A 13,379-nucleotide genomic window follows, 5' to 3' on the forward strand; every position below is an offset into this window, starting at 1 on the left:
AATCTACAATTAATCCCCTTGTGCTTCTATCTTTTGAATAACATTATGGGTAAGCCACATAATAGCAAATGCTAAGAGACTCCCTGAATAAAATAATGACATTCCCGGAAAAATTAATAATGCATAGTAAAGGATAATAGTACAAATGGCGATTCCAATAGTGGTGATCGGCTTCGTAATACCAATAAAAATTGCAAATTTAAAATACTGAAATAGGGTGAATTGATAATGTACAAATAAAGGAAAAATATAAAATAAAATAATAACAAACAAAACACTACCGAAAATTAACAAGGAAGTTAGAATAGTAGCTAGCCAACCATCTACAGTTGCTAAAAATAGAAAATCAACATAAATAATAACCCCGATGATAAGAATGAATAAACCTATTAAGTTAATTTTGAAGAATTCCTTACGATAGTACTCCCAAAAAGTCTTAAATACAGGGATTTCAGACTCTCCCTTTATCCATTTCCGAATGACTGCAAACATTGCTGCCGTAGCAGGAAAAAATCCAAATACAAATAACCCTACGATGGTGAAAAGGATCCATAACACATTTACATAAGCCAAACGCATGACCCATTCAAATATTCCCATTATTCCAGCCCATGCATTACCATTCATAGTACTGCCTCCTCTTACAGCTTCAGAGCTGTCAACTTTGAATTAACTGCCCTTTCTATTATAAGCACCTTAATTACTCCTCCGGTTTTGCTGGTTTAGCCGTGGAATTCCGCATAATTAATTTCGGTTTAAAAGTATAAGGGTCCCCATTAAATTCACTTTTACCTTCAATCACATCCAATAATAAGTGTGCTGCTTTTTCCCCTAATTCCTTTTTAGGATGTTCTACCGTCGTTAGATTTATTTCCGTTGCTTCTGCTAAATGGGAATTATCATACCCTACAATGGAAATATCCTCAGGTACCTTATAATTAAGCTTTCTCAACACCTTAAGTACATCTAATGCAATTAAATCATTATAGCAGAATATAGCTGTAGGCTTATCCCTTAATGTTTGCAACAGCTACTCTACTCTACTATTTAATGTACTGCCTACTTCCTCTGTTGTGAAGGAAACCAGCATACCCGGAAATGGTGTTAAACCATATTCCCTGTGGGCTCTAATATATCCTTTCATACGTTTTACTCCTTGTAAATCGTCACCCTTGAATATCCCAAGAATTTTTTCATGACCTAATTGAATTAAATGTTCTGTAGCAATAAACCCTCCTGTTTTCTTTTAGTGAGCAAAAAACAACAATCTATACGAAAAAGCTTTCCTAATTTATTCAATTGATAAAAATGTGCAGGGGTTAGCCTGCACATTTGAATGAATTATGGTATACCTTTAGTATAGGGATTTACCACTGTAGATGAATTGGATACACAAAGCTAAATTATCGTTTTTATTCAAGATCCACTTCGCTTTTCTTTCCCCAAACAGATACGCCATCTTGGTCTAGCCCTGTAAAATATAATGTAGGCTGATCGTTGCGCCAATCCCATCCTGGAAGTACAGTTACTGTTTCCACTTGTGTTCCCTGATCTGTTTCCCAAGTGAGTACAAGTGTATTGTCAGCTTCAAATGTCCAATTATGTTCTCCATCATTGGAAGCAACAACGCCATTAGACAAAATCTCAATGGTTTGAGAATCTACATTCACTTGATCTCTTTCATGCCTTAAGTGCTCCCATTCACCAACAAGCATCAAATCAGGAATAGGTTGTAGGGTTTCTCCCGCATAGCGAGATGGTGAAACTACTGGCCAACCATCTTCCGTCCAAACTATTTTACGAATGTGTAAATAGGACCAATTTGGATCCGCTTGTGCCCTTGCATGATGAGCCATAAAGTAATTATCCCCATCTCGGAGTACTGTATTATGACCAGGTGCTACCCAACCATGTTCATTGCCAAGTTGATATCCACCAAACAGTTTCGTACCTGCTTCGTAATGTGGTCTAACGGATAGGTCAGTTAATTCATTCCCATTAAAATCCACGTACGGCCCCGTTATTTCATCTGAACGTCCAACTCTAACATTATAATCAGAATTTAGGGAACCATATGAAGTAAACAAGTAGTACATGTCCAATTCAGGATTATATACAATATTCGGGCCTTCTATCGCTCTGTCAGCCATAAAATCCCTTACGGCTAATTGAGTTCCGAACCCTTCTTCTACTGGTTTTCCTGTATCAGGGTCAATCTCTAGAAGGTGAATACCCTCCCAAAAGGATCCGTATACCATCCATGGAACTCCATGACGATCAAATGTAATATTAGGGTCGATAGCATTTACAGGATCAGACCCTGTCGTTTTAATTACTTCCCCTTGATGTTCCCACGGACCTTCAATAGAATCACTTGTAGCTAAGCCTATATAGGATCTATTTACTCCAAATCTAGATGCGGTGTAATACAAATAATACGTATCATTCATTTTAACCACGTCGGGTGCCCATAGATTTTCAGGATTCGCCCATTCCATTACCTCCTCAGGAACATCGTCAAGGGCTTGTCCAATATATTCCCAATCAATGAGATCCTGAGACCTTCTAACCATGATTCCGAATGGATATGGACCTCCAACCATATAATCTGTAGAAAATATATAATACGTATCCCCGTCTTTAACAAGTGCAGGATCATGAGTATTCATAATCCCCCATCTGTCTGTATTGTGTATATGTGCAGGATTAACTAGACCATACTCAGGTGGTGCCGTTGGAAATTCTGGAACAGGAATAGAAACACTCTCTTCCTGTCCCCAAAACACCACCGCAAGGAGAATACCCACAGCCACCGCACATGTTAATACCCAAGTTTTTTTCATCATAAAGCAGTACACTCCTAAGGTGTTTATTAAACAGTCGAGCTTATCCCTTTACTCCAGCATAGTTCATTGATTCCACAAAATAACGCTGGAATGCAAAGAATACAACTAGAAGAGGTATCATGGAAACTAATGACGCTGCCATAATTAACGGGAAATCGTTCTGAATTTCGTAAAAAGCATTAAAATTAGCAATCATCAGTGGCAATGTTTGATTCCTTGGTGAATGTAAATAGATTAATGGACCTACATAATCATTCCAAATACCCATAAACCACAGAATAACTTGAGCTGCGATAGCTGGCTTAATCATCGGTAACATAATCTTCCAAAATATACCAAAATATCCACTACCGTCAATTTTTGCCGCTTCAATAATTTCATCTGAAATTCCATTCATAAATTGTCTTAGGAAGAACATCATAAATACATTTCCTAACATAGCTGGAACAATTAAAGGTAATAAGGAGTCTATCCAACCTAAATTAACGAATAAAATATAATGCGGAATCATTAAGGCTGGAAATGGAATCATCATCGTCCCTAGTAAGCCTAAAAAGATCTTTTCCCTACCAGGGAAATTTAATTTAGAAAATGCAAAAGCACCTAATGCCGTAAAAAATGTTCCAAAGGCTAGTACAACAATTGCATAAATGGAACTATTCATAAACCCTGTTAATAACGGCGCCTTTTCCCATATTTCAACATACTTTGTCCAAACAATTGGATCAGGTATCCATTCTGGGGTACTTGTCCGGGTTTGTATTGGTGTCTTCAAAGAAGTGGAGATCATCCAGACAAAGGGAAGCACCATAGTAATTGAAAAAATCGAAAGTAGAGTAAATATGGTCACATCAGCTATCTTCTTTGATGTTGATTTGTAAAGGGTCCTTCTTGGACCAGAACTTTTGTTACTCCCTTTATTTACTTCTTCTTTAACATTTGTTGTATCATTCTTCATTATTAATGCCCCCCTTCCTTATTGATGAACCCATTTCTTTTGCATGGCAAAGTTAAATATTGTGATAACAAAAATCATTAAACCAAGTAACCAAGATGCTGCACTTGCATAACCTAAGGCATTATATTGGAAACCTTCCTGCCAAATATAGAACACGATGGAAGCAGAGCTGTACCCTGGTCCCCCAGCAGGAGTCATAATTTGAATTTCAACAAAAATTTGCATTGTATTAATAACCCCTGTAACGATTAAGAAAAAGGTCATTGGAGTCAATAAAGGTGCCGTAATGTGACGGAATTTCTGAAGGAAATTTGCCCCATCTATTTCAGCTGCCTCGTATAATGATTTTGGTATATTCTGTAATGCGGCTAGGTAGAAAATCGTTGACACACCTAAACCTCTCCATATTCCTAAAATAATAATAGCCGGTTTTACCCAATCTCTGTTATTTAACCAGTTGACAGAATTTATTCCGACTGAATTTAATAGATGATTAATTAAACCAAACTCATAATTATACATCCATTGCCACAAAATGGTGATAGCTACAATGGAAGATACAACAGGTAAATAAATCAAAAATCGGAATATAGTAATACCGGGAATCCCTCGATTCATCCAAACAGCTAAGACCATTGATATGGCTAAACCAATTGGGATGCCAAGGAGATAGAATGCCGTATTCCCCATTGCTCTCCAAAAACGATCATTCTGAATCATATTTATATAATTTTCAAATCCTATAAACGTTGCAGTTCCAAAAATATTCCAATCAGTCATACTAATATAGAAGGAATAAATCAAAGGACCGAATAGGAATAAGACAAATTGTAAAACGAGTGGAAAAATAAATATAAAAGCAATCCATTTTTCTTTTCTATTTAAACGACTTAAACCTTGTGTAGCCATAATTCACCCGACTTCCTTTCCCGTTAAATATGGATTGTAGTAACGGTTTTTTAAATGACATGATGGCGTGCCATTTAGCAAGCCATCATGTTTAGTTCACGTATAAACATCATTTACTTTTTTTTTACAAAAGCATCTTTAGACTCGCACTATTAACGGGATGATCTTTCCCTTTGTTCATTCGCTCGATCAAGTAATCCTTGAAGGATAGGTTGGTATGTTTCTACATATTCTTCAACAGTGTAATTACCCATCCATAGCTCTACAACTGTTTCATTATATCTATCCCACCACTCTGGGTTATACGTTCGTTCTTGAGGAGCTTGTCTACCGTACTCTTCAATCGTATCAATCCATACATGTTTGTTATGCGGAAGGTGCTCTAGCTCAACAAACTCATCAGCTAAAGATACAATGTTAGGAACTTGTAATCCTAATTCCATCATCTGTCTTTGAGCATCTTCATCTACTGATAGGTATGCAACTAAATTAAATGCTTCTTGTGGGTGATCCGTATTGGAGCCTACAGCGATACCTAAAGATCCTAACCATGTTCTAGACTCCATTGTTTCTGGGTGTGCCGGCCAAGGCATAAGGCCATATTCAAAATCTAAATCCCAGAATGCAGCTTGGTCCCAAGGTGCAATGGGGAACATAGCAACCGTTCCTTCTAACCAACGAACATATCCACTTGTCGCGTCTGCCGCATCATGAGAAGGAACAACAGAGTGTTCATGACGAAGGTCATACATAAATTGTAATGCTTCTTTAAACTCTGGAGTGTCCATTGTAATTTCCGTTTCGTCTTCATTTAGCCAATCTGCACCAGCAGACCAAACAGCGGCATGTGGCCACCAGAAGTCAGCACCGTATTGTACGATGTTATCTCTGTCAAAATCAGGACTAGCGGCGTTATTCCCATTTGCATCAATAGTTAATTGTTTTGCAATTTCTATATACTCATTCCAATCCATTGGCTCATCTGGGTTGGGAATCTCAACACCAGCAGCTTCAAATAGGTCTTGGTTATAACCATAAGCGAAAGGTCCTACATCCTTAGGTAGGGCATAAATTTCCCCGTCTCGTTGATACCTTCTAATTCCACTTTCCCAAATTTCATCTAAATTAAAAATACCAGTCGCTTCAATAAATTCAGTTAACTCCATGATTTGGTTGTTATCAACTAATAAATCTAAGTTTCCTGGAGCAACATAGAATACGTCTGGTTGTGTCCCAGCACCAAGCCTTGTTTGTACCTGCTGCCAAAAATCATCTGGCGGTAAAAACGTAGCGTCTATCGTAACATGAGGATAATCTTGTTCAAATTGTTCAAAGATCTGCTGGTAAATCTCTTGCTCTTGCGGCTGTGCAAAGGCAAGGTATTCTAGTGTTATATCCTCTTGCGTATCACCGTCTGTATCTCCCGCATCACCTGCGTCACCGCCATCTGCACCTCCGTTACAAGCTGTCGCAAACAATAGTAAACATACAGCTAACGAAAATAACCACTTCATTTTTACATTCTTCAACTTAAATCCCCCTTGTTTTTTATTAATTGTTTAAGGTTTTTATTAACGTTTTAAATTCATTGAAGTCTGAAAACGGTAACACCAACCTCAAAAAAACTGTTTTCGTTTACGGTTAAAAATATACTACAGAGCATGTACGTACGTCAATTTGTTTTTTAAAAATTTGTTAGTTTAAGCGGATTTTTGTCGGCCGTACAAGAGAAAATTATTAAACCAACTTGTTCGTTCATATCATTCCTTTCATTTATCAAAACAGTATTTAGTTGATCCTCCATTTCTGTTAAATTGTGATATTTATTAATATAGTTTCCAAACAAGGCCATCTCATTCGTTAAATATCAACCAATTTATTCCACATTTAATTGTACGATGTAATGTTATAAAAGGAGAAGTTACTTTATCAAATATCATTTGGGGAACACAATAGACTCGTACAACAAACAACTCCATTTGTCAGTTTTTGTCACTTTACCGAGAATCATTTTGCAACTATAAAGTATTGTACGTACACTATTTCTAGTTTTTAACCCTTTTTTTAAATATTTTGAAATAGCAGGTACTATGGTTTTATTTTGATATCAGATTCTCTAAAATAAATAAAAGATATAGCGCATAATATTATATTTTTGATAAATAATACGTATAATAGCTACTTTTCATCTTGTACGTACAAAGTAAGTTGTGGTAAATTTATTATGTACATCACTGAAGCAATGGAATTGCAATAGCAAATAATTTCAAATAAAGTGTATACTTCTCTATAGGAGTTTATATTTTTGTTATTTAATTAACATTAATGTTATTGTATTTTGCTAAGGATTTACATTATAAAATTACCTATTATTTAAAAGCTATTCATTAATGAAGGGGGAATTGAAGTGGCACAACAAAACGAGTATAAGAATCCAATTATTGAGCAACGTGCGGATCCATGGGTATATAAACATACGGATGGATACTACTACTTTACTGCATCTGTTCCAGAGTATGATCGCATTGAATTAAGACGATCTAAAACTATACAAGGATTAGAAGAAGCTGAACCAGTAGTTGTGTGGAGGAAATACGAGACGGGACCAATGAGTGCTAATATTTGGGCTCCTGAAATTCATTTTATTGATGGTAAGTGGTACATCTATTTCGCAGCGGCAAAAACAACGGAAACGAATGACGGCCTATTTGATCACCGTATGTTTGTACTGGAAACTTCTGCTGCTAATCCATTAGAAGGCGAATGGGTTGAAAAGGGACAAATTAAAACAAAATGGGAATCCTTTGCCCTAGATGCAACTACATTTGAACATAATGGAACAAGATACCTTGTTTGGCCGCAAAAGGATCCTGAAATTCCAGGGAATTCTAACTTATATATTGCGGAATTAGAGAATCCGTGGACAATAAAAGAACCGCAAGTAATGATTGCTACTCCAGAATACGATTGGGAAAAGATTGGTTTCTTAGTTAATGAAGGACCTGCAGTTATTAAGAGAAATGGAAAAATATTCATTTCTTTCTCAGCAAGCGCCACTGACTTTAACTATTGTATGGGACTGTTGACTGCTGATGAAAACAGCGATTTATTAGACCCAGCTTCATGGGTAAAAACCCCTGAACCAGTTTTTGTAACTAATGAAGAAACAGGACAATATGGACCAGGTCATAATAGCTTTACCGTTTCCGAAGATGGAACGAAAGACGTGCTGATTTATCACGCAAGAAACTACAAGGAAATTGAAGGGGATCCACTATATGATCCTAACAGACATACTCGGGCACAAACAATTACCTGGAATGAAGATGGTACACCAAACTTCGGTATTCCACTTCCTGACGATCGTCCTGTAAAAAACTAATTATTATTTTCACGAGAAAACAAAATGGTTTGATATATGTTTTCTCGTGAATTTTAACCCCTAATATTTTTTAAATTTTTTCATTACTTATTTCATAGATTGCAAGATACTTTGATTACACAACTAGTCATAGAAGATAATAATTTAGATGATTTATACATTTTATGTAACCGCTTTTATCTTAACTTTTTTACCACGAAACTAGTAATATATGAAAATGTACATTTGTCATCATAAGGAGGCGCATCATGAAGAAGACACTTAAGAAAATTACAATTATTTTATTAGCTTTGACCTTATTCTTCCCACATTTTTTATATGGTAAGAATACTTCAGTAAATCCTGTAAGTGCAGCTGAAAACAATTCATTAGTAGCACAATATTTATTTGCTGAAAATGTAAACGATTCATCGGGAAATAATCTTCATGGATCCATTGGTGGAGATATTGCTTATATTGTAGATCCTGAAATAGGCCCTGCAATTAATCTCAATGGAACTGGCTATGTTGAAATACCTGCTGATATAGTTAATCAAACGGACATGACCATATCTTCATGGGTTTATTGGGAAGGAGAACAAAACTGGTCACGTATTTTTGACTTTTTCACTCCTGATCACCCAGATGGAAGCATGTTTTTGACACCAAGTACACATTATGAGGATATTCAGATGAATATCGGAAAATATGGTGTAGGATTAAACGAAGTTATCTCTTCTGAGTCATTTCCAATTCAAGAATGGGCTCATATAGCCATTACTATTGATAATAATTTGGCTAAAATTTACCTTAATGGAGAGGTAGTTGCAATAGATGAGAACCTTGGCCTTTCACCAAATGAAATAGAAGCTACAAAGGCTTATCTTGGGAAAAGCATGCACGACCATGCTGATCCACTTCTAAACGGAAAGTTAGCTCAATTTGAAATTCACAGCCGTTCATTAAGCGCTCAAGAAATTGCCGAAAAAGCCGGCAAAACACAGAATGTTCATGATATCGTATTTCCAGAAGCACCGGCTCCTTCTAAAGATGATTTCCCACAATTAGATGAGCCAAACTTTGCTAATGAAGATAAATGGACAACTTGGAATACACATGATGCTGAAATTATCAAAGTGGATGATACGTATTATGTTTTTTCAACAGACTATGCAGTTGGACAAGCTCCATCAGCAGGAATACAGATTAGAGAATCACAAGATTTGATCAATTGGGAATTTACAGGACGTGTATTTGATAGTGTTACAGAAGAAGCATCTGAATGGACAAATGGTGCAGACATTTTCTGGGCTCCCGATGTTGTGAAAATGAACGATAAGTTTTATTTATACTACGCAGTCTCTGAGTTCGGGACAAGAAATTCTTATATTGGTCTTGCAACAAGTGATAATATTGAGGGACCATGGGTAGACCAAGGTGCTGTTGTAAAAACTCGTGCAGGGGACGGACATTCCGTCAATGCTATCGACCCAGGAATTGTTATAGATGCTGATGGCACCCCATGGATGGTATACGGTTCTTATTTCGGAGGTATTTACATCACTGAATTAGACTCCGATACAGGTAAACGTGTAAACGAAGAAGATATGGGAACATTAATCGCTTCACGTCAAGATCAAGGTATCCCACATCCTGGCCCTGCAATTGAGGGGCCTGCTATCATGTATAATGCTGATACAGGTTACTATTACTTGTTTGTCACTTATGGATGGCTTGAGGATACGTATAACGTTAGAGTAGCCAGATCAAAAAATGTTGAAGGTCCTTACCTTGATTTCAATGGCAATGATATGGTGGACCCATCAGGTTCATCAGAAACTGGAACTAAAATTATTAACTCCTATGCTTTCGAGGGAGACGCTGGATGGTTAGGTACTGGACATAATGGACTCTTGCAAGATGGAGATAACCATTTTATCATTCACAATGCTAGGGCCGGAGAAAACTTATTCTGGTCTCATCTTCATGTGAGAAAATTATTATGGACAGAGGACGGTTGGCCAGTTGTTTCACCACAACGTTATGCTGGAGAATATGTTCAAGAAGTATCAGAGGAACATGTGGTAGGTATTTTTGAACAAATCGTTCTTCCAAGAGACAATGATTCTCAGATTACCCCAAACTATATTACTCTACTTCCAGGTGGGGATATTAATTATGAAAATAGTAATAGTTATTGGGAGTTAAGTAGTGAGAATATATTGACGTTAAACTGGTATGATCCAAATAACGCTCCTGACGGTTATTGGATTGACACATTAACGGTCATCCCTTCTTGGGACTGGGAAAACTGGGAACCAACTATGGTATTTACAGGACTTAATCAATTCGGTACAGCAATTTGGGGTAAAAACGTTGGAGATATGACAGACGAGGAACGTGTTGCTTTTGCAAAAGAGCAGTTAAACCTTAATAATATTGACAGCATCACATCTAATTTATCCCTTCCAACAATGGGACAAAGGGACACAAGTATTTCTTGGGAGTCTAGTAATCCTGAATTCATAACTAACGAAGGAATCGTTACTCGACCGCCTCACGGTTCTGGAAATGTTGACCTTACGTTAACGGCAACCATTTCAAGGGGTTCAGCGAGTGATACAAAAGATTTTGAAGCTACTGTACTAGAACTGGGGTCACCAGAGATAGCCAACTATTCATTTGACAAGGATAATGGTAATCAAATCCTAGACAGTTCAGGAAATGACTTACATGGTACTATCCATGGTGGAGTATCGTGGGTTGAAGAAGGAAAAGTTGGTGGAGCTATTCAATTAAATGGAGCAGATGGCTATATCCAAGTACCAAATACAGTTTCCGATGCTGAAGACTTTACCTTTACTGCATGGGTAAATTGGAGCGGTGGTGGAATATGGCAACGCATTTTTGACTTCGGTGGTTCCGGTGGCTGGATGTTCTTAACACCTAGCACCCATAACGATGAACTATTCTTTACTATTTATCACAACAATGAAGATCAAACATTGGCAACTGATCAATTACCTGAAGATGAATGGATACATGTTGCTATTACAATTGAGGGGAACACTGGAAAACTTTATATCAATGGTGAACTGAAAGATGTCAATCAAAACATGACACATTTACCAAAACAAATAAATGCTGATTCTAATTATCTTGGTAACAGTCGTTTCGACTCAGATCCAACCTTTAATGGAATGCTTGATGAAGTAGAGATCTTGAGATATGCATTAACAGAAGAAGAAATTACAGAAAGAGTTACAGCAAATGAAGAGGATACGGAAGACCCTAATGCAGCAGATCCTAATATTCCAGATCCTGATACTTCAGAATCCAATGATCCAGCAAACGACAATAAATCAGATGAACAAACGAATGATACAAATAAGGTTGAGGATGAGAATGCTACTGCAGTAGTTGATAGTGGCGACTCTAAGGATAACAAAGACTCCACTGATTCAGTGACAGATACTAAAGAAAAGACAGATGAAAAAAGTGGATCTAACGAAACTAAGGAAGGAGAAGAGCTTCCTAACACTTATACAAACATTTATAACTTCCTTCTACTAGGTTTAATTCTTGTCCTTATAGGAACGGCTTATTTCGTAATCCGTAGACGCTTTAATCGTTCTTTAACTTAGGCTCTGTTAGTGGATAGTGTTGATTTTGTATATGCGTTGATTTTGCGAAAGGAGCGAGACTCCAGCGGGAAAAGCAACTGCCGAAGACCCCGCAGGGACGAGGAGGCTGAGGCGTTGCCCGCGGAAAGCGAGCTCCTGTAGCATAAATCAACAACAAAGACTAACAGAGCTTTAACTTAAAATTACTTGTAATAAAAATAATGAGGTTGGGACAAAAGTATTTTTACTAATAAGAAATCCGAACAAACTAGATGTAGGTGCTATCTACCCGCTTCGGAAATATACTTCGCTTTCCGCGGGCGGCTGGTGAGCCTCCTCGTGCTAACGCACTGTGGGTCTCACCTCTGCCTCTGCTCCCGCAGGAGTCTACGTATATTTCCTCCGCTAAGGTAGTGCATTGTTCGTATTTCCGATTAAACACTTTAGTTATGTCCCAGCCTCATTTATTTTTGCTTTCATAAAAGGGTGTTGTTTTTTGATATTATAAGTTTTTCCCTTTATTATTGATTCCCCAAAAGGTTCTTTATTAAGCGTCTGCTAAGTAATTTATCTTTTTTTCAATCGAATAACATTCCAGGATGCTTTTGATAAGTTTGCTTCAATTATGCCATTATCTAAGGAAGATACGCCGTTTGTGTGTGGTGTTACATTTTGTGACTCTGAAGTATTTACTGCCTTTAAGTCATCGTTTTCTAATACAATGTGTTCCACGATTTCGTAACCTTCGAAGCTGCGGACATCACATGTAAGTGGGAGAGACTCTTCTAAATGGCGGTTGACTGCAAAGATAGTTACTTCTTCCTTTTCTTCATTATATACAGCAGCCGTATCAAGATAAGGAACATCCGTAAAATCTTTACTATCATATTTCGGTGAGGATACAACCGGCTGTAATGCAACACCGCGACCAAATGCAGAAACGTGTGCATACGGGTAGAAGATCGTTTGCTTCCATGCTTTCCCGCCATTTTCCGTCATGATCGGTGCGATAACGTTGACTAACTGTGCCATACAAGCGATCTTCACTCGATCGGAATTACGTAAGAACGTCATTAACATGGAGCCAACGAGTAGAGCATCTTCGAAATTGTATACGTCCTCTAGTTGAGGTGGCGCAATGGACCAAGGCTCAATTTCTCTATCTTGTTGGTTAGAGTGGTACCAAACGTTCCACTCATCAAAACTTAAGTTAATTGTCTTTTTGCTGCGCTTTTTCGCTTTAATATAATCACAGGTAGAGATAATTGTCTTAATAAAGTGCTCCATATCCATAGACTTGGCTAAATAATTTGCTGTGTCATTATTACGATTACCATAATACTGGTGTAAAGAAATGTAGTCGATAGCATCATACGTATGCTCTAATGTCGTTGCTTCATATTGAGGGAATGTTGGCATTCCTGTATTGGAGCTTCCACAAGCAACGAGTTCAATAGAAGGATCCACTAGTCGCATTGCTTTTGCCGTTTCTAAAGCTAATCTTCCATATTCCTCTGCTGTCTTATGTCCCACTTGCCATGGACCGTCCATTTCATTTCCTAAGCACCATGTTTTAATGTTATGTGGTTTTTCATAACCATGCTTTTTACGTAGATCACTATAATATGTACCACCTGGATGATTACAGTACTCAATAAAGTTACGGGCAGCATCAATGCCTC

9 protein-coding genes are annotated in these 13,379 nt (G+C 37.4%); 2 read left to right on the forward strand and 7 right to left on the reverse strand.

The features are described 5' to 3' along the window. Nucleotides 1-9 precede the first annotated feature (9 nt). From J2S74_RS20485 to J2S74_RS20510, 6 genes are all read right to left on the reverse strand, one after another. Complete coding sequence (locus J2S74_RS20485) at nt 10-627, reverse strand: YesL family protein (protein WP_307329456.1); 618 nt, start codon at nt 625-627, stop codon at nt 10-12. 73 nt (nt 628-700) lie between these two features. Next, on the reverse strand, nt 701-1,027 hold the full coding sequence (locus tag J2S74_RS20490; protein ID WP_307329458.1) for a substrate-binding domain-containing protein: 327 nt from the start codon (nt 1,025-1,027) through the stop codon (nt 701-703). A 385-nt stretch (nt 1,028-1,412) separates the two neighbouring features. Next, complete coding sequence (locus J2S74_RS20495) at nt 1,413-2,846, reverse strand: arabinan endo-1,5-alpha-L-arabinosidase (RefSeq protein WP_307329459.1); 1,434 nt, start codon at nt 2,844-2,846, stop codon at nt 1,413-1,415. 40 nt (nt 2,847-2,886) lie between these two features. Further along, nucleotides 2,887-3,804: a carbohydrate ABC transporter permease gene (locus J2S74_RS20500; RefSeq protein ID WP_307329463.1), complete on the reverse strand. Its 918-nt coding sequence runs from the start codon at nt 3,802-3,804 to the stop codon at nt 2,887-2,889. 18 nt (nt 3,805-3,822) lie between these two features. Then, nucleotides 3,823-4,713 carry a carbohydrate ABC transporter permease gene (locus tag J2S74_RS20505; RefSeq protein ID WP_307329466.1) on the reverse strand — a complete coding sequence of 297 codons (891 nt, stop codon included), beginning with the start codon at nt 4,711-4,713 and terminating at the stop codon, nt 3,823-3,825. 152 nt (nt 4,714-4,865) lie between these two features. Further along, complete coding sequence (locus tag J2S74_RS20510; RefSeq protein ID WP_307329469.1) at nt 4,866-6,242, reverse strand: ABC transporter substrate-binding protein; 1,377 nt, start codon at nt 6,240-6,242, stop codon at nt 4,866-4,868. 878 nt (nt 6,243-7,120) lie between these two features. Here J2S74_RS20510 and J2S74_RS20515 point away from each other — a divergent pair. Both J2S74_RS20515 and J2S74_RS20520 read left to right on the forward strand, forming a co-directional pair. Then, the gene (locus tag J2S74_RS20515; RefSeq protein WP_307329472.1) at nt 7,121-8,095 is read left to right on the forward strand and encodes a glycoside hydrolase family 43 protein; all 975 of its coding nucleotides are present in this window, start codon (nt 7,121-7,123) and stop codon (nt 8,093-8,095) included. A 248-nt stretch (nt 8,096-8,343) separates the two neighbouring features. Beyond that, nucleotides 8,344-11,718, forward strand: coding sequence for a LamG-like jellyroll fold domain-containing protein (locus J2S74_RS20520; RefSeq protein ID WP_307329475.1), 3,375 nt, complete (start codon nt 8,344-8,346; stop codon nt 11,716-11,718). 546 nt (nt 11,719-12,264) lie between these two features. Here the strand turns inward: J2S74_RS20520 and J2S74_RS20525 are convergent. Next, on the reverse strand, nt 12,265-13,379 hold a 1,115-nt coding region (locus tag J2S74_RS20525; RefSeq protein ID WP_307329477.1), incomplete at its 5' end, for an alpha-N-arabinofuranosidase.

This window comes from Evansella vedderi (assembly GCF_030813435.1).
Classification (GTDB): domain Bacteria; phylum Bacillota; class Bacilli; order Bacillales; family Salisediminibacteriaceae; genus Evansella; species Evansella vedderi.

Bases quoted from the DNA above. Each gene is read 5' to 3' on its own strand.
- J2S74_RS20485 (WP_307329456.1), bottom strand. From the start codon at position 627: ATGAATGGTAATGCATGGGCTGGAATAATGGGAATATTTGAATGGGTC.
- J2S74_RS20495 (WP_307329459.1), bottom strand. From the start codon at position 2,846: ATGATGAAAAAAACTTGGGTATTAACATGTGCGGTGGCTGTGGGTATT.
- J2S74_RS20500 (WP_307329463.1), bottom strand. From the start codon at position 3,804: ATGAAGAATGATACAACAAATGTTAAAGAAGAAGTAAATAAAGGGAGT.
- J2S74_RS20505 (WP_307329466.1), bottom strand. From the start codon at position 4,713: ATGGCTACACAAGGTTTAAGTCGTTTAAATAGAAAAGAAAAATGGATT.
- J2S74_RS20520 (WP_307329475.1), top strand. From the start codon at position 8,344: ATGAAGAAGACACTTAAGAAAATTACAATTATTTTATTAGCTTTGACC.